At 63.2% G+C, this 24,887-nt stretch carries 21 protein-coding genes and 1 pseudogene; 7 read left to right on the forward strand and 15 right to left on the reverse strand.

Going from position 1 to position 24,887, the window contains the following annotated elements:
• Positions 1–4 precede the first annotated feature (4 nt).
• The 4 genes from ACFXC1_RS31955 to ACFXC1_RS31970 form a co-directional block, all read right to left on the reverse strand.
• The gene (locus ACFXC1_RS31955) at positions 5–442 is read right to left on the reverse strand and encodes a glycine-rich domain-containing protein (protein ID WP_381249127.1); all 438 of its coding nucleotides are present in this window, start codon (positions 440–442) and stop codon (positions 5–7) included.
• 224 nt (positions 443–666) lie between these two features.
• Entirely contained in the window at positions 667–1,110 is a 444-nt protein-coding gene (locus ACFXC1_RS31960; RefSeq protein WP_381249130.1) for a hypothetical protein, read from the reverse strand.
• A gap of 87 nt (positions 1,111–1,197) precedes the next feature.
• The gene (locus tag ACFXC1_RS31965) at positions 1,198–2,046 is read right to left on the reverse strand and encodes a helix-turn-helix domain-containing protein (RefSeq protein WP_381249133.1); all 849 of its coding nucleotides are present in this window, start codon (positions 2,044–2,046) and stop codon (positions 1,198–1,200) included.
• Positions 2,043–2,783, reverse strand: coding sequence for a DUF6879 family protein (locus tag ACFXC1_RS31970; RefSeq protein ID WP_381249135.1), 741 nt, complete (start codon positions 2,781–2,783; stop codon positions 2,043–2,045). The genes ACFXC1_RS31965 and ACFXC1_RS31970 overlap by 4 nt, the downstream gene beginning before the upstream one ends.
• A 1,998-nt stretch (positions 2,784–4,781) precedes the next feature.
• On the opposite strand from ACFXC1_RS31970, the gene ACFXC1_RS31975 reads away from it, so the two are divergent.
• Genes ACFXC1_RS31975 through drmB form a run of 4 tightly spaced genes read left to right on the forward strand, consistent with a single transcriptional unit; the run spans position 4,782 to position 12,788 of the window.
• Positions 4,782–5,666, forward strand: coding sequence for a hypothetical protein (locus tag ACFXC1_RS31975; RefSeq protein ID WP_381249138.1), 885 nt, complete (start codon positions 4,782–4,784; stop codon positions 5,664–5,666).
• Entirely contained in the window at positions 5,654–7,399 is a 1,746-nt protein-coding gene (locus ACFXC1_RS31980; RefSeq protein ID WP_381249140.1) for a nuclease-related domain-containing DEAD/DEAH box helicase, read from the forward strand. Before ACFXC1_RS31975 ends, ACFXC1_RS31980 begins: the two co-directional genes overlap by 13 nt.
• Entirely contained in the window at positions 7,396–10,848 is a 3,453-nt protein-coding gene (locus ACFXC1_RS31985) for a helicase-related protein (protein ID WP_381249143.1), read from the forward strand. Before ACFXC1_RS31980 ends, ACFXC1_RS31985 begins: the two co-directional genes overlap by 4 nt.
• Positions 10,845–12,788 (forward strand): DrmB family protein, encoded by a 1,944-nt coding sequence (drmB, locus tag ACFXC1_RS31990; RefSeq protein WP_381249146.1) that lies wholly within the window; start codon positions 10,845–10,847, stop codon positions 12,786–12,788. The genes ACFXC1_RS31985 and drmB overlap by 4 nt, the downstream gene beginning before the upstream one ends.
• An 86-nt stretch (positions 12,789–12,874) precedes the next feature.
• Here drmB and ACFXC1_RS31995 read toward each other — a convergent pair whose 3' ends face one another.
• Entirely contained in the window at positions 12,875–13,072 is a 198-nt protein-coding gene (locus ACFXC1_RS31995) for a DUF397 domain-containing protein (protein WP_381249149.1), read from the reverse strand.
• Positions 13,073–13,918 (reverse strand): helix-turn-helix domain-containing protein, encoded by an 846-nt coding sequence (locus ACFXC1_RS32000; RefSeq protein ID WP_381249151.1) that lies wholly within the window; start codon positions 13,916–13,918, stop codon positions 13,073–13,075.
• A 217-nt stretch (positions 13,919–14,135) separates the two neighbouring features.
• Here ACFXC1_RS32000 and ACFXC1_RS32005 point away from each other — a divergent pair, with 217 nt between their 5' ends.
• Positions 14,136–14,768, forward strand: a complete 633-nt coding sequence (locus ACFXC1_RS32005) for an ATP-binding protein (RefSeq protein WP_381249153.1) — start codon at positions 14,136–14,138, stop codon at positions 14,766–14,768.
• On the opposite strand, the gene ACFXC1_RS32010 is transcribed toward ACFXC1_RS32005, so the two are convergent.
• Positions 14,741–15,517: an HNH endonuclease gene (locus tag ACFXC1_RS32010; protein WP_381249156.1), complete on the reverse strand. Its 777-nt coding sequence runs from the start codon at positions 15,515–15,517 to the stop codon at positions 14,741–14,743. The two genes, ACFXC1_RS32005 and ACFXC1_RS32010, sit on opposite strands and share 28 nt — an antisense overlap.
• Before the next feature lie 173 nt (positions 15,518–15,690).
• On the opposite strand from ACFXC1_RS32010, the gene ACFXC1_RS32015 reads away from it, so the two are divergent.
• Positions 15,691–16,827 carry a DNA cytosine methyltransferase gene (locus tag ACFXC1_RS32015; RefSeq protein ID WP_381249159.1) on the forward strand — a complete coding sequence of 379 codons (1,137 nt, stop codon included), beginning with the start codon at positions 15,691–15,693 and terminating at the stop codon, positions 16,825–16,827.
• Here the strand turns inward: ACFXC1_RS32015 and ACFXC1_RS32020 are convergent.
• The 8 genes and pseudogenes from ACFXC1_RS32020 to ACFXC1_RS32055 form a co-directional block, all read right to left on the reverse strand.
• A complete protein-coding gene (locus ACFXC1_RS32020) occupies positions 16,824–17,288 on the reverse strand; it encodes a very short patch repair endonuclease (RefSeq protein WP_381249161.1) in 465 nt (154 codons plus the stop codon). The two genes, ACFXC1_RS32015 and ACFXC1_RS32020, sit on opposite strands and share 4 nt — an antisense overlap.
• A 4-nt stretch (positions 17,289–17,292) precedes the next feature.
• Positions 17,293–18,108 (reverse strand): HNH endonuclease, encoded by an 816-nt coding sequence (locus ACFXC1_RS32025; protein WP_381249163.1) that lies wholly within the window; start codon positions 18,106–18,108, stop codon positions 17,293–17,295.
• A gap of 48 nt (positions 18,109–18,156) precedes the next feature.
• Entirely contained in the window at positions 18,157–19,152 is a 996-nt protein-coding gene (locus ACFXC1_RS32030) for a NaeI family type II restriction endonuclease (RefSeq protein WP_381249165.1), read from the reverse strand.
• Positions 19,153–19,244: 92 nt separating this feature from the next.
• Positions 19,245–19,458: pseudogene (locus tag ACFXC1_RS32035) on the reverse strand (very short patch repair endonuclease); the annotation flags it as partial.
• A gap of 90 nt (positions 19,459–19,548) precedes the next feature.
• The gene (locus ACFXC1_RS32040) at positions 19,549–19,920 is read right to left on the reverse strand and encodes a nuclear transport factor 2 family protein (RefSeq protein WP_381249167.1); all 372 of its coding nucleotides are present in this window, start codon (positions 19,918–19,920) and stop codon (positions 19,549–19,551) included.
• A 9-nt stretch (positions 19,921–19,929) separates the two neighbouring features.
• A complete protein-coding gene (locus tag ACFXC1_RS32045; RefSeq protein WP_381249170.1) occupies positions 19,930–20,940 on the reverse strand; it encodes an SEC-C metal-binding domain-containing protein in 1,011 nt (336 codons plus the stop codon).
• Between the two features lie 175 nt (positions 20,941–21,115).
• Positions 21,116–22,321: an MFS transporter gene (locus ACFXC1_RS32050; protein ID WP_381249173.1), complete on the reverse strand. Its 1,206-nt coding sequence runs from the start codon at positions 22,319–22,321 to the stop codon at positions 21,116–21,118.
• Between the two features lie 29 nt (positions 22,322–22,350).
• Positions 22,351–23,826: a glycoside hydrolase gene (locus ACFXC1_RS32055; RefSeq protein ID WP_381249175.1), complete on the reverse strand. Its 1,476-nt coding sequence runs from the start codon at positions 23,824–23,826 to the stop codon at positions 22,351–22,353.
• A 267-nt stretch (positions 23,827–24,093) separates the two neighbouring features.
• Here ACFXC1_RS32055 and ACFXC1_RS32060 point away from each other — a divergent pair, with 267 nt between their 5' ends.
• The gene (locus ACFXC1_RS32060) at positions 24,094–24,876 is read left to right on the forward strand and encodes a class E sortase (protein ID WP_381249178.1); all 783 of its coding nucleotides are present in this window, start codon (positions 24,094–24,096) and stop codon (positions 24,874–24,876) included.
• Positions 24,877–24,887 lie beyond the last annotated feature (11 nt).

The following is a 24,887-nucleotide window of genomic DNA, read 5'->3' on the forward strand; positions in this document are numbered from 1 at the left end:
AGGCTCAGCAGCAGGGCCCGTCGCCACAGCAGGCCGGCGGATTGCACTCCGCGGCCGTACCCCACAGCCGTTTATCGACCTCGAAGCCCGCCGCCCGGATCTTCTCGACGACCTGGGTCATTAGCCCGCCGGTACGGGTCTTGCTGTTCGGCTGGTGATGCAGGAAGTAACCGAACTGCTCCTGACACCAGTTGGCGTACCAGTCGGTGTGGAGGATGAGCGTGTGCCAGCCGGGATCGACCTGTTGGGACGGCGCCATGGAGGCGCCCTCGCCAGTCGAGCCCATGACGAAGACCAGCGCGAGTGCTTGGTCCACGACCCGGTCTGCGACGGCGCGTTCGAGTCCGTACTCGTCGGCGCAGAACGCGGCGAGCATGGCGAAGTCGGCGTCGGGGACGAGGGAGCGGCCGGTGCGGATTGTGGTGGCTACTGCGGTAGTCATCGCATGCTCGCTTTCGTGCTTGTACTCGGACTGGGCGGGGTCGGACCGGGTGGCCTTTCGGGCGTTGGCGGGGTCGTGTGGAGCACTGCTTCACCTCGCGGTTGAGGGATTGTCGGGCAACCCACTTCTTGGAACTGGGCATGGGGGTAGCACATTTGGGCGAGAGATTTCGGGGTGCCATCAAGCTCGGGGCGGCCCAGAGGGCGTGTGCCGGCTTTGTAGGCTCACATTCGTGTGCCGATTGCGATCCGGTCGTTGTTGGCCAGCCGAAGCATCGCCTGGAGCACGATTTTCAGACGGCGCTCATCGAGGTATTCCACCGCGGCGAGGTAGCTCTGCTGCACGCCCACGATCGACAACACCAGCCCGAGGAATGCGCGGTCGCTTGCGTCGAGCCCCAGCGTGTAAAGACGCCCGGCCATGCCCTCCCAGCGGCATGCAGTGACGCCGTCTTGCTCCGCCACAAGCGCTTTGCGGACCGCGTCCCGAGCGAGGAGTAATTCTTCCGCGACGAGGGCCTGCACCGCGACACGGTCGCGCAGACCGATGGCGGATCGTAAGAGAACTTCGCTGAGCGCCGGTGATTCGGGCTCGGTATCCGTGGTGTGCGCGGAAGGTGCACTGGTCGCCATCCAAGGGCCGTCGCACAAGGCGGGCTTTGTGGTCATGACCAGGACGTTAGACGGCGCGATTGCGCATGAGGATGGCGATTGCTCGTGATTGCGCACCCAGAGAACAGGCTTGCAGCTGATTGCTCATGCGGGATTCAAAGATGCCCTTGCCCGCCCGATCAGACGGCGTGCTGACGACCCGTGCTCGGCTGATTCGGCGAGCCAGTCCCAAGCTCGCTCGTACAGTTGGATGTCCTCTTCGCCGGTGAGCCACAGCTCTTCGCTGATCGTCTCGACGATGACCAACCGACGGTCGTAAATCCAGAAAGCATGCGGGGCTGTACGCCGCAACTGCGCACCGAAGGGCAGGATGCCGAGCTCGATCCGGCGCTGGCCCACCAGGTTGTACAGCCTGTCCAACTGCTCAGCCATTACGTCCACGGGGCATGAGCGGTGGTAGAGGGCGGCCTCACAGACGAGGAACCGGAAGGACTTCTCAGGGTCGTACAGCGACTCCTGACGGCGCATGCGCGCTTCTACGGCGGACTCGGTGGTCGGCGGGATGCCCCTGAACTCGGCGTTGGAGTCGAAGATGACCCGGGCGTATTCAGGCGTCTGAAACAGCCCGGGCACGCGTGACACCTCAAGTCCCCGGATCACTCCGGTGGCCTCGGTCTGGCGCACGGCGATCTCCTGACGGCCCCGGTGTCCGCCGGCCAGTTGGCGTCGCCAGGAGCGGTGCCGCTGCTTCAACTCCAGTCCGGCTCGAAGCCCTTGGAGCTCAGCCTCCACGTCAGTCCGACCGCAGCCCTGCGCCCAAGCGGTCAGATCGGCCGCGGTCGGAGTCTGTTTGCCGTTCTGGAGGCGGGAGACCTTCGACGGCTGGCAACCGAGCTTGGCAGCAAGGTCCTTGCCCTCCAGACCGGCCTCGGTGCGCAACTCGCGCAGCCGCGCGCCAAGAGCTTCTCTGGCGGTCTGGTAGTCCGTGCTCACACGATGGAACGTACCCGCCTGGCGAACTCTTCGGTACGGACGGCGTGGTGCCAAGCGGCGTCCCTGGCCTGGCAGGCGGCGAGTACTTCGGCGGGGTCCTCGGTGACGTAGACACCCAATGTAGTGTCCTCGTCGTCGAACGCGAAGCGGGCGAGGACCTTGGAGTCGAAGAGCCAGAAGTCCTGGTCCGGCAGCCGCAGTTGCTGTGCTTGGGCGCGGGTCAGGTTGCGAATGTCCTCTCCTGCCGCGACGTTGCTGGGCGCCCTCGCGAGGAGGAACTCCTGTCCCTGTGTGAGCGGTTGGTCAACCACCCGGACGCGCTCGAACCGCTTGCCCAGCGCGGCTTGCGCGCGCACGTTCTTCCGCCAGGAGTTGTCCGGTTCACCGGCGATGTCCTCACCCGCAAGGAATCGGGCCCACTTGGGGTTGTTGCGGTCGGAGGCGTAGCCACGGCGGGTCTCCAGGCGCCAGGCCGTGTGCTTGAAGTCGCGAAAGAGACCGGAGATCGAGGCGAACGGCTGGAGTTCGGGTGCTGCACCACTCGGCGCGTAGCGGCTGAGCAGACTGCGAGGCACACGGACGAAGGTCTCGGACTCCTTGACGTCGCGTAGTTGGGCAAGATGCTCGGGGTCGGCCTCTCGCTCGCCCTGGACGAGGATCTCGTCGCTGCCCTCGATCTCGTACAGGGTGGGGCAGTCGCCGTCGTCGCTGGTCGTACCGAGGAACCTGAGCGTCATGTGACCCTCCAGCTGCGGTTGTTGGGGATCCAGGATGCGTGGGCGGGGCGCGCGTGCGTCTCAGGATTGCAGCAGATTGCGCATGGTGGGCAGTGCGCTGAGATTGCGCACAAGTAGGGTAGAGCGAAGCTTCGCTAGCTCCCCAGCCGTCCGATCTGGTCACTTCTGGGCGGAACCAGTGTGAACTTGATGTGAGACATACTCCGCTGCTGTAGCCTCCGTTCTATATGTCGTGACCTGCGTTTCCGGCGTACTTCATGAGAAGCGCAGTCGTGGGGGTCCAGTGACATCGGCAGTACCGCACAATCCCTTGAGTGTTGCATTGGTCCACAGCCCAAGTGGCTCTGCTCCGCTGCCCTTCTGGGCTTCCTGGTTCGTGCAATTCGGTAGTTGGCTCGGGACTCTCGCCGACCGTGGAGAGCGCGTCGGTGTGGCTGTTACGGTGCCAGTCCTGCGGATGGCGTCCGTGCTGATCTCTTGTGGGGCTGCTCACGCGTTGTTTCGGCCTCAGCTGAACCTCGATCCGAGTGCAGGTGCAGAGCAGTTCAGCCGGGCGTACTGCCTGCCTCCGCGACAGGCCGTACGCCTCGTACCCGTAGACGGCGGTACGTTGCAGACCGGCATCCTCATTGCAGTTCGTGACGATGCCCGGGGCGCTCGCTATCAGGTCGGGGCGAGTTCATTCCCTGCTGATCGCTACCGTCTTGACGTTTTGCGCTGGCCGGACACTGGTGACGACTGGGCGGGACGGCCCACAGTTTCACAGCCGCTGGGCTGTCCGCCGGGGCTCGCAGAACTGCTTCCGGGGCCACCCGCTGACTATTGCGGATTCAGTTCGTGCTATGCGGTGCTGGTGGGACACCGAACCCGCCTTGATGAGGATGCGTTGCTCCCGGTAGCTGCGGGGCCTGGTCAACCAGCGGTCGCTTTGCAGCACATCCTGCGCATTCGGGATGCCGAAAGGCTGACTCAGCCGTATCGAAGTCTGCACGTGCCGGTTTATGACGATCCCGCCGACTGGGCGGGACACCTCTCGGTCCTGTGCCGCTCGGTGTGTGTGCTCGACGGGGCAGTCGCAGTTGCGCGCTGGGCTGCTGAACCCCTGTGCCCGGTGACCGTGTCTGTGGTGGAGCGCACCGCACCAAGTGCGGAGGCGGCCATTGATGCGTTGAAGGAGCAAAGAGCGCGCAGCGCTGCGGATATCCCCCTTCCGCAGGAGCTGAGACGTGTCCCCTCAGGCATTGAAGTGCTCGCGTGGCGATACGAGGGAGGCGGGCGCTGATGTTTGCGGATGTGCAGGCGATTTACCGATGCGCCGAGGTCTCGGAGGCATGGGATCAGCCTGTTGAACATGAGCTGACTGAACGGTTTGTGCGCGTTGCTACTCGTTTCCTGCGGTCTCTGGGTGAGAGCGCGGAACTGACTCGCTGGTCTCCTCATGCTCAAACCGTCAGGCGTTGCCGACGCAGGGTCACGCACGTGCCACTGTCAGGTAGCGCACCGGAACTCGGGCTCCTTCATGCTGCCGAGCAGCTCCGCGGGGCTGCCGATGCCGTAGATGCCCACGAGACGGAACGCCGAGACCTGATTCTGGAGTGCGCTGCGGTCTTGTCCACACTGCACAGGCAAGGAGAAGATCCACTAGGAGACTGTGTTCGTGACTTTCTCAGTGTTGGCACCCCGGGCGGGCGTCTGCTGACCCTTTCGAGCCGTGAGTTCAGTAGTCAGGTCGCCGAGTCGATGAGGCGATCTGGCGTACCTGTGTTCGTGGACGCTTACCCTGCGCTTCAGGGCGAACGTGTCATCGAGTCTGCTGTAGCCGTCGGGCCCCCCGAGTGGATTCCTCCGGCTGTACTTGATGCCCCGCGTGCTGAGAATCTCTCCGTTGTTTACTTCCGTTGCTTTCGTACCAGGTCTGATGCGACGCCCCTACTCAGGTCCGTGTTCGGAAACGCTGTCACTGGCCGGGCAGTTGCACACCCCATCACTGCGGCCCCTGTGTTCGTTGCTGGTCAGGGGCTTCCCCAGGCTCTGGAGAGCAATGCTGAGCATGCAGCGGATGAATCGACAGAGGACAGCTTCACGCTGAGCCGTGAGGAGTCCGCACCCGGCGAGGAACTGCTCGATGCGATCCGGCATGCGCGCCTCCGCGAAGGCACATCCAACGAGCCCGTTCCGTTGGTGCCTGCCCGGATGGCGCTCCTCGCTGATTCCTCGTACACGCTGGTTCCAGCCCCAGGCAGCGGCAGCACGCTCAGGGTGCGTTTGGATCCTGCCGGAGGCCAACGGGCTATACAGGTGCTCAACGGATTGTTGGAGGAAGGAGACTTCCTGGTGCTTCGGCGGTCTTCGCATGACTTGTATCTCAAAGACCGTGCGGATGCGCTCCTGGGAGTTGATGCCCTGCGGCTTCGCGCGTTGCAGAAGAAGTGGAAGCACCAACTGTGGCAGCGTGTCTCGGCTCATCCACAGGGTTCTGCGGGCGTGGCAAACGACCTGCGCCGACTGGGCGCCGAGACGGCGAACGTCAACTACTGGACCAGCGGACACTGCATCAGGACTCGAAGCCTGGCCACGTTTCGTATCGTCCTAGCCTACCTCGGCCGTAGGGACGAGGCTGACTGGCTCTGGAGGGAACTGGGCCGAATTGACTCGGCACACAGACAGGCTGGTCGTCACTTTGCCACGGATCTGGAGCGCGCTCTCAGCGCCGTGGACCTACGTGCCGTGGTTGAGCATGGGTTCAGCGAGATGGCACTTTCAGTGCAGGGTGAACGTACTGACCTCGTCCGCGTTGACCAGATTCTTCCCGAACCTCTGATGGTTCCAAGCCATATGTTGTGCAGCCGCCACACTTTTGAGGAGAGTCAATGGCACGGATGATTCCGCCGTCTTTCAATCTTGAAGACACTCCGTCTCCGGGCGAGCGGGAATTCTTCGAACGGCTGCGGGACGATCCCGGGACTGAAGGATGGATTGCCCTGCACTCCCTAGGAATCGCCGAACATCCACGGCAGCTAAGAGGGGAGGCTGACTTTGTAGTGATCGTGCCTGGCGAGGGGATTATTTTCCTGGAACTGAAGGCGCACACGACGGTTAGCCGTCTGCCGGACGGACGCTGGCAGCTTGGCCTCCGCCCACCTACGGAACGCAGTCCGTTCAGGCAGGCCGAAGAGGCCATGTACGGGTTGGTCAAGTATGTCAATCAGGTCGCCCGGGATATTCCTATGGTGCCGGCCGTCGGCTTCACGCATGCTGAATTCACTCCACCTCGTTCCCCCGAGTGGCATAGCTGGCAGTTTTTCGACAGTACGGCATTTCATCGGCGTCCGGTCTCTGATCTACTGCTGCGGATCTTGCGCAACTGGCGTCGTCACTTGGCCTCAACGAGCAGCGCCAAGGGCTGGTTCCGGGCCGATTCAAAGGCGCCAACGGGGAGGCAATCTGAGCAGCTCCTCCAGAAGCTTCGTCCGTCCTTCGAGTTTGCTGAGCCTCCTCAAATCCGGAGATATCGACGTGAGACAGAAGCCATTCATTTCACAGAGGAACAGTTCCACCTCCTTGACGCCATCGCTGGCAACCCGCGATGCCTGGCCACTGGGCCGGCTGGGACAGGAAAGACCTTCATAGCCCTTGAGGCTGCCCGGCGGATGGCTGCAGAGGGCAAGAACGTCCTCTTCTGCTGTTACAACCGACTGCTTGGCGACTGGCTAGATACTGAAACCGCCGGTGACAAGCTGATTTCAGCCGGCACCCTGCACGGCCATCTGAGAAGTATCACAGGGCATCAGAAGAATCCTGTTCCTGAGCAATCGGCCGCCCGTAGGTTGTACTTCGAGGAGGAACTACCCGAGGCCGCGTTGACCGTACTCTTGGACGATGAGTTGACGCCTCGGCCGCCATACGATGCGCTTGTCCTGGACGAAGCCCAGGACCTGATGGCCGAACCCTATCTTGACGTATTTGACGCATCACTGCGCGGCGGCCTAAGCGCAGGAGAGTGGCTGATTGCAGGCGACTTCACCAATCAGGCAATATTCGGCAATCCAGACAGTGGTTTGGAACTGCTCAGAAGCCGAGCTCCGTTCCTCACATCGCTCACGCTGGGGAAAAACTGCCGAAATGTGCCCGCCGTAGCGCAATATGTGGAAACGAGCTCTCGACTGGTTCCGGGGTATGTTGGTTACCTGCGGCCAGAGAACGGCCGCGAGCGTGTCCAGGCTTTTTGGAAAGACGATTCTGAGCAATTGGCTTTGCTTGATCAGCACCTCAGTCGACTGCTAAGTGATGGATTCGGCCCTGACGAGATTATTGTTCTCTCGCCGCTATCCAATGAGAGTGCTGCCCAGAAGCTCTCCCGTTCACAGAAGTGGAGCCGTCGTCTCGGTTTAATCGGTAAGACAACATTGCGGCAGATCTCTTACGCGAGTGTCGGGGCTTACAAGGGCATGGATGCGGCAGCTGTGGTCGTCACAGATTTCGACAGAGTGGCTGGGCCGCGAGAAGAATCCCTCTTCTACGTCGCTACCTCGCGGGCTCGGGACGACCTCACCGTGCTGGCCTCAAGGGAAGCCCGCGAAGACCTCCGCCGCCTCGTACTCGGAGAGCAAGCATGAACAGTTCCACAACAGGACGCGAAACCATCGTCACGGCGCTGCGCCGCGAGCTACTCGGGCCGGCACCCGATGGCAAGCCTTTGGCATTGCCTTTCGCGGATAAGGAATCCTCGTACGGCCCATGGACCGATCCGGAAAACGGAGAGGAAGTTCTTGAGCGAAACCCGCTTGTAAGGTACGGAGTGGGTGTTCTGTACCCGGCCCCCACCGGCGACGGAATTCAGCAATCGGATGAGCAGACTGAACTCACCGGCTTGTTCGAGCCTGAGGCGCCCGAAGGCTCGGATCCAGCACCAAGTCTTGTGCTCCCAACTGCGACTGGTCCGGCCGACGACGCCGACTTCGATCTGTCAGGAGCCAACGAACGCAAGCCGACAGCAGTGGGCCTGTCCTTCTTGCTGGAGTCCGGCAGCACGGGTGGTCTTGAGATCTTGCTTGAAGGTGGCCGCTACCGAGAGCTTCGCGTTGATGTGCCATCGTCGAGGCAGCGGACCTGGTGGGTGCGTAATAGGATTGCTGCCCGGTGGCGACTGAGTCCACAGCAGCTGGCTAAAATTCCTGACGTGCTGCGTGATTGCCTCCCGGAAGCCGACCAAAGTATTGGCCTCGAAGGCATCGATGTACGCCTCACGGTGCATCTGGCTCAGCACCCAGATGGTGTCCTGGTCACAGCAGCAATCGTTAATAAATCGCAGCCTGGCGGGCGGGCGCTTGCTTCGAAGTGTCTCTTCCAAACGAAATTCACCGCAACGCCACAGGACCGTCGTCTGCTGCCTTACCCCGAAGCTCAGGATACTAGTGAACACTCCGACGATGCTTCATTCAGGCTTCTCTACAGCAAGGTACGAACTTATGCTGTGGGTCACGGGTGTGCCGCGACATGGGAAGACTCGTTTGACGGGTCCCAACCGGCATGGGTGGCGGCTGACCCCTTGCCTGAATTTGATGTACCTCGGATCACCCCGGACATTGTGCGTGAAGACGGCGCTGAACTGACCGTCTCTATGGAGGACTTGGCTTCTGGAAACGAAGCAGGGCTGACGCAACTACACGAGCTTCTTGCCGCATACAAGGCGTGGATCGATGAGCGCAAGGCTGAGGCTGAAGCTCTAGAAGGTGAGTTCAGAACTACCGCCGATCGGCACATCCGAGAGTGCGTGCATGCATTGGAGCGCATGCAGGAGGGGCTAGCCCTAGTCCAGGGAGGTGATGATTCGCTGATCACTGAGGCCTTCCGTATTGCGAATCAGGCAATGTTCAAACAGCAGGTTCGGTCGGGCCGGGAGCGTAGGAAGACCACGCTGGCAGAAGACGGCCGGTTCCGGGTAGAGCCATTGCCGACACCGGCTAAGGATGACGAGCCCCCCCGCCGAGGCCGGTGGCGTGCGTTCCAGATCGCCTTCCTTCTGGCCTCCATCCCTTCTGTCGCGGACCCGGGTCACCAACACCGCAGCAGTGTGGACCTGATCTTCTTCCCGACAGGTGGCGGCAAGACGGAGGCGTACCTGGGTCTTTCGGCGTTTTCCATGGCGCTTCGGCGTCTACGCGATCCGGGAGACGTGGGTGTAACGGTTCTAATGCGCTACACCCTTCGGTTGCTGACCACTCAGCAGTTCTTGCGGGCTGCAGCCCTAATCTGTGCCCTTGAGACGATCCGTGACAGCCGGGACGATCTGGGAGAGGAGCCCTTCTCCATCGGTATCTGGGTGGGCGGTGACTCCACACCGAACAGCCGAAGTGACGCCGTCTCCTACCTCAATAATATGGAACGAGGAGGCGAGAACCCTTTCCTGCTGCTGCGATGCCCTTGGTGTGCCGCCCAGATGGGCCCGGTGGAATCAACTGGTGGCAGCAGCCAACAGGGGGCTCGACGGCGTGGAGGCAGACGAAACACAAGGCAGGGATCCGTAGCTGGATATGTGAGACAGGGCAGCCGAGTCGTCTTCCAGTGTCCAGACCTTGGGTGTGACTTCTCCAAGGCTGAGCGACGCCTTCCCGTTCATGTGGTTGACGAAGACGTGTACGCGGCCAGGCCTTCCATGGTCATCGGCACGATCGACAAGTTCGCCCTGCTGGCCTGGCGTCCCGAAGCGCGGGCAATCTTCGGTATCGATGACGATGGGCAACGCACGTATTCACCACCGGATTTGGTAATCCAGGACGAGCTACATCTCATCGCCGGGCCGCTCGGCTCGATCGCGGGCCTTTACGAAGGTGTCATCGAGGAGCTGTGTACCGACCACAGTGGCTCTGCCCCTGTGCTTCCGAAGATCATTGCCTCGACAGCAACGATCCGGAGATACGAAGAACAGGTCAAGTCGCTCTACGGCCGCGGCTCCGTGCACCTCTTCCCGCCTCACGGACTTGACGCCTCCGACTCATTTTTTGCTGTGTATGCCCGCGACCGCGAGACCAGGAAGTTGCTACCTGGCCGTAAGTACATCGGGGTCCATGCGCCGGCGCTTGGCTCGATGCAGACGGCGCAGGTGCGTTCATTCTCCGCCCTGCTGCAGGCTGCGCAGGATGCCCAGGAGAATGAGAAGGATCCATGGTGGACGTTGATGGCCTTCTTCAACAGCCTCCGGGAGCTGGGAAATTCGCTTTCTCTGCTTCAGTCCGACATTCCCGACTACCTCATCACGATCAATCGCCGCTCGGCACAAGACCGCACCGATCGACGCCGGTTGCGGATCGTGGAGGAGATGACCAGCCGACTACGGCAGGACCAGATCCCCGAGGCCATGGAGAAGCTCGCCCGGACAACGGAGACAGCCGGAGCGGTGGACGTCTGCCTGGCCTCCAGTCTGATCGAGGTCGGTATCGACATCGACCGTCTCTCCCTGATGACTGTGGTTGGTCAGCCCAAGTCAACTTCTCAGTACATCCAAGTCACCGGGCGGGTAGGACGCCGCGTCGACCGGCCGGGCCTGATTGTCACGCTTTATGGTGCAGCAAAACCTCGCGATCGCTCGCACTTCGAGCACTTTCGTAGTTACCACCAGCGCTTGTACGCCCAGGTCGAGCCAACCAGTGCCACTCCCTTTGCTCCACCTGTGCTGGATCGTGCTCTGCACGCCGTGTTGGTGGCCTACATTCGGCAGATGGCCCCCCGCGTTCTGGATGATCCTTTCCCATTTCCGGAAGATCTCTTCGAGCGGGCGGCAAACCTTCTGCGCGCTCGCGCCGTGGTGTGCGACGTGGCAGAGGTCAATCGAATCGACGAGCTGATTGACAAACGGCGCAGGGAGTGGACCCATTGGCAGCCATCTGAATGGGGTCAGCCAGGCGGTGAGGTGGGCACCAACCAGCTTATGCACCCAGTCGGGAAGCACGTTGAGGGCCGGTTACGGACCTCAAGCTGGCCGACCCCGACCTCAATGCGCGGCGCTGATGCCGAATGCCGTGCTGAAGTCACGAGGCTGTACGCCGAAAGGGGAGCTCAACAGTGATTATCCGTGGTGCGGTACGGCGCTCGCAGTTTGTCATGCCATTTGGTCCAGGAGCAATGCAGGTTTTGGCCGACGGTACCTCGGTGATCACAGCTGGTCTCGATCACTGGTTCACGCCTACGGACCGTCCATTTGATGCAGATGAGTTCCGCATCGACGAGTGGCGGCTTGAACAGCAGCTCGGTGTACGCGCTCTGCGAATGCCGCCCGACTACAGACGTCCGACGGCCTACAACAGCAGCGAAGAGAACCTTGGCCTGGTCGTCCCCGTGCTTCGGTTTCCTCGATGGAGTTTCTGTCCTGCTTGCCGACGTCTTTCCCAGTACGGACTTAACCAGCAGGAACATCCACGGTGTGATCACTGCACCTCGCCGAAACGCAAGAAGGGGCCTTTTCTTTCGCAGGTTCCCTTTATTGCCCTTTGCGAGCACGGGCACGTTCAGGACTTCCCTTGGAAGGAATGGGTGCACCGTAGTGCCTCGCCAACGTGTAGACGCATGGTTCTGGAGCTCCGCTCCTCTGGTGGCGGCACACTTGCCTCGCAAATGGTGCATTGCATTGGGTGTGATCTTAAGCGGCCCCTGGAGGGCATCACATCGCCCGCGCGTGGTGCAGACGGCACCGAGTCCAGCTATCTCACCGAGGAATTAGAGCCCGGTACGCCGTACATGTGCAGGGGAGCCACTCCTTGGCTCGGGCGTTCCGAGTTGGATGGTATGCCCTGCCGTAATCCGCTGCGTGCTGCTCTACGCGGCGCTTCGAACGTCTACTACCCTCTCGTGATCAGCTCGATCTTCATCCCAGAGCAGATGATTGGCGGCGCAGACGCCGACCCTTCTGCGATGAAGGCGCTGGATGAGTTGGCGCTGCAGCGGGTTCGCCGTGAGCTGCACGACTACGAGGACGGTGACGACGAGCGTGCGGTCCTGCAAGCGAAGGCTGTACGCAGATTGGCCGGCCGTGCGAAGTGCGCCTATTTGATTGAGGGCTTCGGTGACGACGTTTTGCAGAAGGCCCTGGACGTCGTAGAGGGGCTGACGAACACACAACCACAGACGCAGCACTCCCAGGCTGTGTCGTCTGCGGCCAGCACCATGGAACTCCGGCGGCGCGAGCATCAGCTGATGCGAGAGTCCGTTGACTCCCAGCAATTGGTCGTACGGAGCGCCGGTGGAAGCTATGACCAGCAGATCTCCGCGTTCTTCCCACGCATTCGCCTGGTCGAGAAGCTTCAGGAGACCCGAGCGCTCTGGGGCTTCAACCGGGTGTACGCCGAGCAGGACACAAAGTTCGCATCCCGCATGGCGCTACTGCGTCGAGACCCCGTGGATCATGGTGATGCTTGGTTGCCGGCCTACAGTGTTCTCGGTGAAGGTATCTACCTTGAACTTGATCCTGTCCAGTTGACCGAGTGGGAACCGACTTCCTCGGCTCGTCTGCAGAACATGGCGCAGGCTTTCCATGCCATGGCAGAGCAGCGTCACCTGGAGCAGCGTGAAATTTCGCCCAGATTCACCCTGATTCATACTCTTGCGCACTTGCTCATCAATCAGCTGACCTATGAGTGCGGCTACAGCTCTGCCTCGTTGCGGGAGCGCCTCTACGTGAGCCCGGATCCCGATGGCATGGCTGGACTGTTGATCTACACCGCGGCGGGCGACGCTGAGGGCACTCTCGGTGGGTTGGTGCGGATGGGGCAGCCAGGCCGCTTCGAACAGGCGCTCCGCAGTGCTCTCTCCGCAGCGCGGTGGTGTTCCTCCGACCCTGTGTGCATCGATAGCCGAGGCCAGGGTCCTGACTCGTGCAACCTTGCCGCCTGTCACAGCTGCGCACTGCTGCCAGAGACTGCCTGTGAAGAGTTCAATCGCTTTCTGGACAGGGGTGTAGTTGTCGGCACCCTTGATCAGCCAAGCCTTGGGTACTTTCACGGCCTTCTGTAGCAACAGGGGACGTATCTCGTTCTGTGTCTAACTACGTTGGCGCGGGCGGGTAGGCGCATCGATGGTGCCTACCCGTACAGACCGCCTCATCTCAACGAGTAGGCCACGAAGCTTTTCCACGCCTTTGCCGACACTGCGAGGCAGGGACCTCGGCGCTGCTTGGAATCCCGTATCCGCACACCAGTCGAAACGAAGGCAGCTTCCACACACTCGGTTGCGTTGCCGCCGCTGTATGAGGACTTGAACCACGCGTAGTCAGGTATGGGCTGAGGGGTGCTAAGCATTCATAGCTCCTTGCGGATGCGGTGGATCATGGATGAAGAAGCCTCCATGTCCAACGCTTGCGCCCGGAGGTACTCGAACGCAAGTCTGTATCGGTTCAGTTCCTCGTCCTTCTCCAAGAAGAGCGAGCCCGTATGGAAGTCGACGTAGACCACATCAAGGGCTGGTTCGGTGCCGCCGATGATCACGAAGCTTCCGAGGGCAGCCGCGTGGGCTCCCTGAGAGAAGGGCAGCACCTGGAGCGTGATGTGGGGAGACTCGTTGGCTTCGAGCAGTCGGTCGAGCTGCTCCTTCATGGTCTGCGGTGATCCGACAACACGGCGGATCACGGACTCGTCCAGGATCGCCCAGAGTCGCGGAGGCTTCGGGCGCGTGAGGATCTCCTGCCGTTTCATGCGGATGTCGACCAGCCGCTCGATCTCGGCGGTCTCCAAGGGCACTTCGTTGGCCTTCTGTAGCGCGGTGCTGTAGGCGCGCGTCTGCAAGAGACCGGGAACGTAGACGCAGGCGAAGTGACTCTCGTGCACGGCTTCGTCTTCGAGAGTGAGCAGCAGGTTCATGCTCTCCGGGATGGAGTCGGCGAAGGAGCTCCACCAGCCCTGCTGCTTGGCGTCCTTCGCCAGCCCGACAACAGCCTTGCGCTCGGCCTCAGTTGCTCCGTACTCGCGGCACAACGCATCAACGACGAGCCATTTCACGGGCCCTGCCTGAGTCTCGTACCTGCTGACCGTCGCTTTCGATACGCCGACGAGCCCGCCTGCCTCCTCAAGGGTCATCCCCTTTCGGGCACGCAACTTCCGCATCATCGCGCCTAGTTGGCGGCGGCGGGTTGTGGTCCGTTCTGACATGCGGCTCCTTCGCCAGGCGCCGGGCGGTCGGCCCGGAGATCCCCATCAGGCTAGGCACCGGAGACGGGGACCCTCATCAGATTCACTCGATAGATTCTCGTGAGAAGTTACACAGTGAGAGTTCTCTGTGTCATGCTCGCTCGCGGATCGCTACGCAGCGCAGCCGTACGGACATGGCGGGCGCGGCAAGTGCGTGGCTAGGGAGGGAGGAGTGGTCATGCCTGGTGGTGAAGTCACCGAACCCCAACTCCGCTGTGTACTGCCTTTCGAGGCGGCGCCGGCTGAAGTGCGCCTGCTGCGCAGAGCTGCTGCCAAGCAGCTTGGCCAGTGGGGCTTGCTTGCAGCCGTTGACGAGGCGGAGCTGCTCGTCACAGAGCTAGCCACAAACGTGGTCAAGCACGTTGGCGAGGGGACCTCGGCAACCTTGATCCTGGAGTGGCGAGGCGAGCGGCTGCGGCTCGAAGTGCACGACAAGAGTCATGTGCTGCCCTTGCTCAAGTCGGCTGAGTGCAGCCAGGAGTGTGGCCGCGGGCTGCATCTGCTTGCTGAGCTTGCGGCGGACTGGGGCACGGTCATGTCCGCCGTGGGCAAGGTGGTCTGGTGCGAGGTTTCTGTGGATAGGGGACTCGCCTGCTTGCGCCTTGAGCGGGCGGTTGAAGCGCTCAAGAACTACCAGGGAGCGGGTGATGACACGCTCTTGCAGGGCCGGCGGCGGGATGCAGTCCTTGCGGAGTCAGCGGTCGAGCTGATCGCCGATCTGCTGCACTGGAGTGCCGCTGGCGGACATGATCCGGACGACATCCTCGATCGTGCTCAGATGCACTACGAAGCCGAGTCGGAGGCGGCGTGAAGGGCTCTGTCGAGGGAGGTCTTCTGTATCTCGGCCCGCAGGGCGTCGGGGGTGCGCCAGGATTCTCCACGGAAGCTCTTGTGACACATGCGGTGACAGTTGGCGCACAGGAAGGCCAGGTCCTTCAGTTTGGTCTCTGTGGGGCCGGATACGTGGAGGGGCAGCCTGTGGTGAACCTCGACATAGTCGGTGCCCAGGTCGCCGTAGGCGTGTGTGAAGTTGAAGCCGCAGACCTCGCACTGGATCGCCTCGCCGAGACGCCGGGCTTGCAGGATCTTGCGGTCCCGCAGCCCGCGGTCACGTTCGCGGTGGATCGCCCACCGCGCCAGCAGCCGGCCTTCGCGTGCAGTGGTCTCCTCGTCGTCGCCGACTTCTTCCGGCTGGGGCTGGATGCGGTGAAGCTCCCCGGAAGCGATGCCGGAGCGAATGGCGTTGGCGGCAGCTGCCATTTCTGCTGGGTGCTGGAGGAAGTCGGTGACGACATCCCGCGTTGGCTGGCCGCCTCGCGTTGTTGTCCCTGGGTAGTCAGGGTGCGCCGTGGCGATGTCTGTGGTCTTGCGGCTGACACTGTTCGGCGAGCGGAACTTGGGGTCGGACTTTGCTGCAGTGCCATGCAAGGGCAGGGCGCGCAGCAAGTCGGACAGTTCCAGGACCTCGGGGTCGGTCTGCCGCAGCTCGTTCCAGCTGTTCTCGGCAACAAGCGCACAGGCGAGCAGCAGCTCGTCCCTGGTCCAGGAGATTCTCGCCATGGGCGATATCGTACGGGCATTCGATGTCGTTTCGGGAGTGGCTTGAGTCGGGTGTGTGATGACGCAAACTGGTGGAGGCCGCGATGTCGGCCGCGATGTCAGTGGCATCTGTCACCCTCTGTAGTGGCTGGCGATGCGGGGCGTCAGCGGAGTTTCGTGCAAGAGGAGGGTCCATGACCGACACTGACCAGGACTGCTACACGTCGATCGAGATCTGCGCGGGCGCGGGTGGCCAGGCCATCGGTCTGCACGCCGCAGGCTTCAGGCATCTCGCGCTTGTCGAGATCGACAAACACGCGGCGGCTACCCTGACCAGCAATATCGCGGCACGCTCGGAATGGAAGTGGGAGCGTCAGCACTGTGACGTGCTGTGCATGGACGTCGTGAACTTCGATCCCAAGGGGAGTCTGGAGAAGAGCAAGGAGCTCTACCGCAAGGGGGAGGTTGACCTACTTGCTGGTGGTGTTCCGTGCCCTCCGTTCTCTCATGCTGGGAAGCAGCTGGGCGAAGATGACGAGCGCGATCTCTTCCCGCGCATCCTGAAATTGGCGCAGGACATCCGTCCGAGGGCCGTGATGATTGAGAACGTCCGCGGTCTTATGGATGCGAAATTCGATGGCTACAGGGAACGCATCAAAGCTCAGCTTGAAGACATGGAACCGGACGAGGATGGGCTACCGGGATACGAGGTCGTGGGATGGAACGTCTATGAGGCGGAGCAGTTCGGCGTCCCTCAGCTTCGGCCCCGTTCCATTCTCGTGGCCTTCCGCAGAGACGTCCTGAAGGACCTCAAGTATGAACGTCCTGCGCCCAGCGCCGAGCGAGTCACGGTTTACGATGCCCTCAAAGAAACGATGCAGGCACGTCTCAAGCCGTTTAAGCAGGGGGCCCATGCTGCTACTGCGCGGCGGGTGTACGAGACGTGGGAGGTCGCGGCGCGCAAAGATGTGGCACCCACGCTCGTCGGCGGCTCGAAAAAACATGGTGGTGCCGACCTGGGCCCTAGCAGGGCCAAGAAGGCATGGAAGGCCCTAGGCGTATCCGGCATGGGTGTGGCCAATGCTCCTGTGAACGGTGAGCCGACTGGAACAGAAGACAGGGACCTGTTCGGCGATGACGGTCCGATGCTCACGGTTCCGCAAGCGGCGATCATTCAGGGGTTTCCTCGGGACTGGAAGTTCACCGGGGGAAAAACGGCACAGTACCGCCAGGTCGGAAACGCTTTTCCGCCCCCCGTTGCCCAGGCCATCGGGAAGTCGATCATCGAGGTGCTGAAGGCTCACCGCGAGCGCGATAGCAGGAAGTGCTAGCTTTCCTTCTGCTCGGATTTAAGGGCTTCGCGCCTCTGCTGTACTGCAGTTGAAATCCGCGCTGCACATTCGTCAGATGGCTCGTGCTCCCAGAAGCGGAGTACGAGCCATCCTGCGTCTTTCAATTTCTGGTCCGTGTCCCGGTCGCGGGTCATGTTCCCGGCCACCTTGTCGGACCAATAGCCCGGGTTGGTTTTTGGCGGAATGTAGTGGTACGGGCAGCCGTGCCAGTAGCAACCGTCGATGAACACTGCGACCTTGGCAGGGCGGAACACCATGTCGGCCGTACGCCGGAGATGCGGCAAAGGCCTCGCGGCAACGCGATAGCGCAGTCCCTGGGCGTGTACAAGCCGGCGGATCAGCTGTTCGGGTTTCGTGTCTCTACTGCGGATTGCCTGCATGTTGCGGCGCCGGGCGGCAGAGGAGGCCCAGGATCCCTCTGGCGGAGTCCAGTTGTCCACGGCTCTATTTCATCTTCTTCCGCTTGTCAATCTCAGCTTTAATGCGGCCCTCAGGCCAGGGCTCCCAGTGTGTGAGTTTGTACTCCGAGATGTGAGGTTGACCGGCAGGGCGGCGCACATGATTATCGATGATCCAGTCAAGGTGACGGAGTTCACGTAGCCGCCGTTCCCAGTCATCCTGGTATTGCTTCATCGACGCCACAACGCCGATGAGTTCGGAGGGTACCCATTCGCCTTCAAGTGCTTTGAGGAGCTCGCCGATACGACCATGAGGTTCGTCATGCTGTGCGGCTGCTCTGATCTGCTCCGAGTAGGTGTCGTAGGTTGCGTAGAAGTCGCGCTTTCCGCCGTTACATTCTTCGCAGAGGGGCTGGAGATTGAAGAGGTCGTTGGTGCCGCCCCATGCCACGGGGAGTTTGTGGTCAACGACCAATTTTACGTGGTCATCAAGAGGAGTGAGCCCACACTGGGCACAGCGCTGAGGGGCGAGCACCTGGGCTCTTACACGCGAGCTCACATTGGCCCGCACACTTCCAGCGCGGGCCTTCTTCCAAGCGGTTAGCCGGTATCGGTGAATCCGGCCTTTCTGGATGCGTTCCACCTGGAAGCATTCGCGAAGCGAACGGAGCCGCCGCATTGACTCTGATTGCTCCTCGCTGTACTTCTGCGTAATGAAATCCTTGATTTCGTACGTTGACGGAGGATCCTCGCGACGTTCGTAGAGAAACCCGTAGAGCGCGCGAACACTGTCAAGACTGAAGAGTTCCAGGATCTCCGGGGAATCGGGTTGTGGCAGTGGGCGCTCGGTTTCTTCGGGCAAGGTATAGCCGCCTGTAGTGATCTATTGGTTACTGTCAGGAGAACTGGATCAAGCCGAGGTGCTCCTGTGGTCTGGCAAGCTAGGTCCCACCTCTATGGCGTCGTTCGCTTGGGCTAGAACCCAGCTTTCTCCGCTTAGCTCGACTTGCTTCTGATGCGCGTTATGAGCGCGGGCTCGGACTACGCGTGCGCTGATGAACTCGCCATCCGAAGGAACGGGCAAACCGAGTTGTTCGGCCACCCGACGGTGCTTTTCATAGTCACCCATGATCAGTATTCCTTCACGGGCGAGAGCAGAGCGGGCGCCACCATTTCCCCGGACCCGCTTCATGTAGTCCTTCTGCTGCGCTACCGTGCGCACCACGTTGCGGCTGATGACGCGGCGCTGTGCGCGCCGGAAGAGTTCGTTGAGCCGCTCTTGCCCAGACGTGGGAGTAAATACAGCTTTTACGTCATCGGGCGGCAGATGCAGCAGAACGTTCTCAGGCAGTTCGCACTCGTTCTCCGGCCAGAGCCACTGGATCTTGTCCCGATGGCTGCTGGCGATCGTGGACTTCTGGTCCCGGTTGCTGCCGCTGTTCAGCCACTCCTGACGTATCCGCATGATCCCTGCACGCCAGCGTGACTTGGAGTCGTCGGCCCAGACCAGGAGGCACAGGTGTCCCAGAGCTTCTGGCGGAATCATCCAGCTCCCGAACTTCTGCGAGTACTTGCAGTCCACGTCAATGCCTCGGATCCGGTAGTCCATAGGGTCGCCGTCAGCGAACTTGAACTCCCGCTGGAGGTTTATCTCAACCAGCGTGCCGGCGTGGGTTCTCTCGGTCTTGTACAGGCTGTTCCAGTCGTAGCGTCCGGTGTTCTCCCCGTCGAGCAACTGGTCGATGGTGTTCCGCAAGACCTTGGCGAAGCGCAGCTTGCTGTGCGGCAGGGAACGAATGTGCTCGATGACCTTGGTGAGTTCATCGTCGGTCCCAGGTGAATCCTCTTCGGTGGACCAGAGCGCGAGTGCCGTGGCAGCTCTGATGTCGTCGTCGAGTGGTGACAATTCTGGTCCCCGTTCCGCGAGTTGAGGAGGTGAGAGTAGCCGAGCCTGAGCCGACACCAACGATAGTCAACCTGTGCTCCGTCTCGCCTGAGCGCCTTCGACTTGGGCTGCTTCGCATGCTCGGAAACTGTGCGGGAAGCAACCGTCCATGAAGATCGCGATCTTGGCCTTCGGGAACACGATGTCGATCGTGCGACGCGGCATGCCAGGCACCGGCACGTTCACCCGGTACCGCAGGCCCTCGGCGTGCAGGAGGCGTCGGACCGCCACCTCGGGGGCCGTGTCGCGGGAGCTCTGTCGGCTCATGCGGGCGGACACGGCAGGGGAGGACGGGACGGCATCTGGCACGGAAGTATTGTGCCGGCATACTTGAGACGTTGTGGTGAGAGCCGCAGATCACGCCCGTTCGTCGCGCCGGTACGTCCACATTTCCGCCAGCAGGCCGTCCCGAACGCGGATCAGCCAGATCAGCCCGCTCGCCGTCGCCGTCGAACCGGCTCCACGGCTCACCTCCCCAACCGCAGCCAGCAGTTCCCCTTCGCTCAACACCGCGCTGATGTCGAAGCGCAGATCCGCCTGGGCGGTCCGGACGCGTTCCACCGCCCGCCGAACATCGTCCGGCCCCGTGATCTCCGGATGCGCATGGTCCCGCCACTTCGGATGGAGCACCTCACCGGCGACCGTCGAATCGCCGGTGTTCCACATCTCGAAGTAGCGGAGCACCAACTGGCGTTCAGTGGACGTGTGTTGTTCAGGTCCAGCAGTCACCATCGCCCCTCAGTCCCCGTGGCACTCCGCATAAGCCCGTCCCGACCCACACCAACAAGAAGCCCCCCGCTGAGGCGGCCAAACCACAGCCCGCCCCCGCGCAGCCAGCGTCGTCGCGTACTGCGGCAACAGATCAACATCCCCGGGCGAAGCCCCCTCCGAAGCCGCGAACGCCTCATAAGAAGGCACCGTCCCCGTCACGATCCCGAGGTTCGGGGTCCCCGAAGCCGCCAGTTCGCGCAGCGACCCCTCTATCGTCGCCAGGTGCTCCTCGTGCGAGGGGTACTCCTCCGCCAGCGAGGCATACGACCCCACCAGTTCCGCCAACTCTCCCTCGGGCCAGTGCAGTACGGCCACCGGGAAGGGGCGGGACAGCGCCTCCCGGAACGCCCCCAGCTCTGCCCGCAGTCGCGAGATCTCGGCCTCAAGCTCCGCCGGGTTGTCGGAGCCGAGTGACCACACCCTCTTCGGGTCGTGCAGCTCGTCCAGCGACACCGGCGACGAGTGAAGGGTGTCCGCCAGCGTGTCCCACTCGTCGTGCGACACGCCCAGCATGCGCCGGACGCGGTGGCGGCCGAACAGCAACGGGTGGGTGGAGTACGGCGGTTCGGGTACGTCTGTCAGCAGAAGAAGCACTCCCTCCGTGAACGTCTCCTGCGCCGCCTCCAGCTCGTCGTGGGACTCCAAGGACTCCGCGACGATCACCCAGGGCGCGGGATCGCGCGGGGACGCTGCGCGGACACCGTCGATGATCGCCCTGGCCTCGGCCTCGTGGCCGTACTCCCAGAGGTTCGAGGCCTTGAGGGCTCGTACCAGATGGGGGGTTTCCAGGTTGTCCGGCGACGACAGCAGGCGGTCGTAGAGCGCGGTGGCGGCGGGGCGGTCGCCGGCCAGTTCCAGGTGGGCCGCGGCCTGGATGAGCAGGGCCTCGGCGTCCTCGGGGTAGCGGGCGGCCGTCCGCTCCAGGCGGGCCGCTTCGGCGGGGTGGTCGACGTTCTCGGCGGGCGTGTCGGGGCGCATGAACGACACGGTACTGCCGATGCCGACGCAGATGGAGGCAAGGGGAGAGATATCCGCAGGTCGGCCAGTGAGAGAGACGTGAGCCAGGTGTGAGACGGACGTGAGGCAGACGTGAGCAGACGTGGGGAGGCCCGGCCATCGCGAACCCCGGGTGGCTCCCCGGCTTCCAGCAGGTTTAGGACCGCCGCGCCACCGCGTCCTCTGACGGCGCCGTAGCCGGCGCCGTAGCCCCTGCCGCCCCCGCCGGGCGTCCCGACCACGCCGCCCACCCCATGACCCCCACCCCTACCCCCACAATCCCCGCCCCCACGAACAACGGCCCCGTATACCCCCACCCCGCGCTGATCACGACACCCCCCAGCCACGCCCCCACCGCGTTCCCCACATTCGACGCGGAGACATTCGCGCTGGCCGCCAGCGGCACCCCGCCCGCCGCGTCCGTCACGCGTGTGATCATCCCGGGGACCGTCGCGAACCCGAACGCGCCCAACAAAAAGACCAGGATCACCGACGCCGGACGGCTGCTCGCCAGCAGCCCGAACGCCGTCAGCGTGGCCGCCAGGCCCACCAACGAGACGATCAGCGTCACGTCCCTGTTGTGGTCGGCGCCCCGGCCGCCGGCGATGTTGCCTACGACCAGGCCCGTGCCGTAGACCACCAGGAGCCAGGCGACGTCCGTCGTGGAGAAGCCCGTGACCTCGGTGAAGGTGTACGCGATGTAGCTGAACGCGCCGAACATGCCGCCGTAGCCGAGGGCCGTGGCCGTCAAGGTCAGCCAGACCTGAGTCGAGCGGAAGGAGCGGAGTTGGACCCTCAGAGTTGCACCCCCACTCACCCGGCCCGCCCAGCCCGGCACCAGTACCGCGATCGCCGCCAGCGCCACCGCCCCCGTCGCCGTGATCGCCCAGAACGTCGCCCGCCAGCCCCACCGTTCGCCGACGAGGGCGCCGAACGGGACGCCGAGCACGTTCGCCACCGTCAGGCCGGCGAACATCATCGCGACCGCTCGGGAGGCCCGTTCCGGTGGGACCAGGCGGCGGGCCACCAGGGAGCCGATGCCGAAGAACGTGCCGTGGCAGAGGGCCGCCACCACGCGGCCGAGGAGCATGGTCGGGTAGTTCGGGGCGATCGCGCAGAGCAGGTTGCCCGCGACGAAGAGGGCCACCAGGCCTACCAGGACCGGTTTGCGCGGTAGGCCTGCCGTCGCCGCTGTCACTCCTATCGCGCCCACCGCTACCGTCAGGGCGTAGCCGGAGATCAGCCAACCCGCTGCGGCCGTCGACACGTTCAGGCTGTGGCTGACCTGCGGCAGCAGCCCGGCGATCACGAACTCGGTCAAGCCGATTCCGAAACCGCCGAGCGCCAGCGCCAGCAGGCCCAACTGCCCAGCACCATCCCGGAGCCGCGCGGTCAGATCACCACCCCGTCGATCTGCAACGTCTGCACCGCCCCGGCCGCGAACGTCGCGCTCACCGTCTTACCGCTCAGATACGTGTCCGAGTGGGAGGTGTAGAGGTCGCCCTCGCCGCCCGTCACCGTGTTCCAGCGCGGGACCAGGCCGCTCGTACCGCCCGCCACCGTCGTGAACTTGGAGAGGTCGAAGGTGAGGGTCGTCGAGGACGTGCCCGTGTTCGCCGCGACGATCACCAGGCGCTTCGCCGACGCGTCGTAGCCCGCAGCCGCGTAGCTCACGCCCGTGTCCAGGATCGTCATGCCGGGGCGGATGTGGCGGCTGAACTGGGCCATCACGTAGTACTTCGTCTGCACCGCGCCGGCCGTGAGCGTGTTCTGGTCGTAGGCGATCATCGCCCAGCCGGACGACGGGTCCATGACCTGCCAGTACGTCCACGCCGTGGGGTGCAGCCAGCGGAAGTCGTAGAGGAGGTTGCTCGCCATCGTGAGGCCGGTGGCGTCGCTGTCGCCCGTCTCGGAGTTCCAGAGGGCCTTGCCCGCCGTTGTCACCACGTCCGTGTACAACAAGTCCCTACGGCCGCCCGAGCCCTGGTAGCCGTGGACGTTGACGCGGTTGACGTAGCCCTTCGTCGTGGAGGAGAAGGAGCTCCAGGTCGTGCGCGCCAGGTCGTAGCTCGTCTCGTCGGAGGCCGAGATCTTCGTGCTTGTCAGGCCGCGACTGTCCAACTCGCTTCTGACATAAGGCAGTACGGCCGCCTGGACCGTCGAGTCCATGTGGCAGCCCTCCTGGGTGCCGGTCGCCGTCCACCAGCTCGACGAGGGCTCGTTGAAGGCCTCGACCGTCGCGAAGTTCACGCCCCAGTTGTTCTTCGCGTAGAGGGCGACGGCAGCCAGGTGGGAGGCGTGCTGGCGGTAGTTCCAGGACTGGAGGTTGTTGCCGCCGCCCGAGGCGCCGGAGGGGTTGTGGTTCAGACACATCCACCACATGGGGGAGTTGGCGAAGAGCTCGGTGGTCGCGCCGCGTGCCGTCGCCTTCACCAGCATCGCGCGCTGGGTCGCGTCCGCCGTCCACTTCCATGCCGACGACGTGGGGTCCTCGTTGTTCCAGTCCTGCCAGTAGCCCTCGATCTGCTTGAACGCGGGGATGTTGGCGGAGGCGACCATCGACGCGCCGCTCACCGAGTTCCAGCTGCACGCGCCGAGGTTGTAGCGGGCGATGTTCAGGCCCAGGCCGGGGAGCGAAGTGCCGTTGTACGTCGTCGACTTGGTGGTGAAGAAGATGTCCGCGAAGTCGTCGCGGGCGCCGAAGACGTTCGCCCACCAGGCCAGCGAGGTGCCCCAGCCCTCCCAAGTGCCGTACTTCGTAGCCGGGTTGACCGCGATCGTCGCGTCGGCGCGCGCGGTACCGGTCGCCAGGGCGGTGCCGAGGAGGCCACCGCCCGCCGCGGCCAGCAGGGTTCTGCGTCGGATCATCTCTACTCCCGATTCGCTCAAACGCCGGTCGTCCCACCGGCGTCGGCCATCCCCCCCGGCTCGTGCCACCAGGAAGCATCGGGTGTGGTGCCTGGGGTTGTCGAGGGTTGTGACACCCCTTTCTAAAACCCGTGTACGAAGGATCGAACGGCGACCTTCACGTGTCAACGGGAGCTTCGACCGGAGTGCCGTCGGGAGTGCCATCAGGAGCGTCAACGTGAGCCATGGCTCTGGTGAGTTCAGGAACCCGCCCTTATCGTGCCGCCCATGCGGGTCCCCGTCGTGCAGCAGCACATCCGTCGACGCCGTGCGCTGCGCCGACGCGTTCTGTGGACCGGCGGGGAATTGCTCGTCACCGCCGGGGTCGTTCTGCTCCTTCTCGTCGTCCAGCAGTTGTGGTGGACCAACCGGGAGGCCCGCCAGGGCGCGGAGCGCCAAGTGCAGGCGCTGGAACGGCAATGGGCCACGCAGACACCGGCGCCGGGGGCAACATCGACACCGGCCAACACGGCTGCCGGCGACGGCAGTTCACCGCACCGGACCACCACCGCCACCACTGCCACCACGGGATCCGGCGGATCCACGACCACCCTCCACCCCTCCCAGGCCTACGCCATCCTCACCATCCCCCGCCTCCACCTCCGTGTCCCGATCGCGGAAGGCGTCAGCAAGCAGAAGGTGCTGAACAAGGGGTACGTCGGCCACTACCCCGGCACCCAACAGCCGGGCCAGGCAGGGAACTTCGCGCTCGCCGGGCACCGCAACACCCACGGCGAACCCTTCCGGTATCTTCCGCGACTGCGGCTCAAGGACACCGTCCAGGTCGAGACGAGCACGGCCATCTACACCTACACGGTCGACAAGATCCTGCCGCAGACCTCCGCCGCCGACTCCGGCGTCATCCGGCCTGTCCCGCGCTCGACCGTCAAACCGTCCTACGGCTACAGCCGGCCCGGTTACTACATCACCCTCACCACCTGCACCCCGGAGTTCACCTCCCGGTACCGGATGGTGGTGTGGGGCACGCTCACATCCACGCGGTCCCGGTGAGCGTTCAGAGG

This window comes from Streptomyces hokutonensis, from assembly GCF_042751305.1.
GTDB lineage: Bacteria > Actinomycetota > Actinomycetes > Streptomycetales > Streptomycetaceae > Streptomyces > Streptomyces hokutonensis_A.

What these genes read in the sequence shown, in the direction of transcription:
- ACFXC1_RS32055 (WP_381249175.1), bottom strand. Translation starts at nt 23,826, where the DNA reads ATGATCCGACGCAGAACCCTGCTGGCCGCGGCGGGCGGTGGCCTCCTC.
- ACFXC1_RS31970 (WP_381249135.1), bottom strand. Translation starts at nt 2,783, where the DNA reads ATGACGCTCAGGTTCCTCGGTACGACCAGCGACGACGGCGACTGCCCC.
- ACFXC1_RS31980 (WP_381249140.1), top strand. Translation starts at nt 5,654, where the DNA reads ATGGCACGGATGATTCCGCCGTCTTTCAATCTTGAAGACACTCCGTCT.
- ACFXC1_RS32060 (WP_381249178.1), top strand. Translation starts at nt 24,094, where the DNA reads ATGCGGGTCCCCGTCGTGCAGCAGCACATCCGTCGACGCCGTGCGCTG.
- ACFXC1_RS31995 (WP_381249149.1), bottom strand. Translation starts at nt 13,072, where the DNA reads ATGCTTAGCACCCCTCAGCCCATACCTGACTACGCGTGGTTCAAGTCC.
- ACFXC1_RS31960 (WP_381249130.1), bottom strand. Translation starts at nt 1,110, where the DNA reads ATGACCACAAAGCCCGCCTTGTGCGACGGCCCTTGGATGGCGACCAGT.
- ACFXC1_RS32010 (WP_381249156.1), bottom strand. Translation starts at nt 15,517, where the DNA reads ATGGCGAGAATCTCCTGGACCAGGGACGAGCTGCTGCTCGCCTGTGCG.
- ACFXC1_RS32005 (WP_381249153.1), top strand. Translation starts at nt 14,136, where the DNA reads ATGCCTGGTGGTGAAGTCACCGAACCCCAACTCCGCTGTGTACTGCCT.
- ACFXC1_RS32045 (WP_381249170.1), bottom strand. Translation starts at nt 20,940, where the DNA reads ATGCGCCCCGACACGCCCGCCGAGAACGTCGACCACCCCGCCGAAGCG.
- ACFXC1_RS31955 (WP_381249127.1), bottom strand. Translation starts at nt 442, where the DNA reads ATGACTACCGCAGTAGCCACCACAATCCGCACCGGCCGCTCCCTCGTC.
- ACFXC1_RS32000 (WP_381249151.1), bottom strand. Translation starts at nt 13,918, where the DNA reads ATGTCAGAACGGACCACAACCCGCCGCCGCCAACTAGGCGCGATGATG.
- ACFXC1_RS31985 (WP_381249143.1), top strand. Translation starts at nt 7,396, where the DNA reads ATGAACAGTTCCACAACAGGACGCGAAACCATCGTCACGGCGCTGCGC.
- ACFXC1_RS32015 (WP_381249159.1), top strand. Translation starts at nt 15,691, where the DNA reads ATGACCGACACTGACCAGGACTGCTACACGTCGATCGAGATCTGCGCG.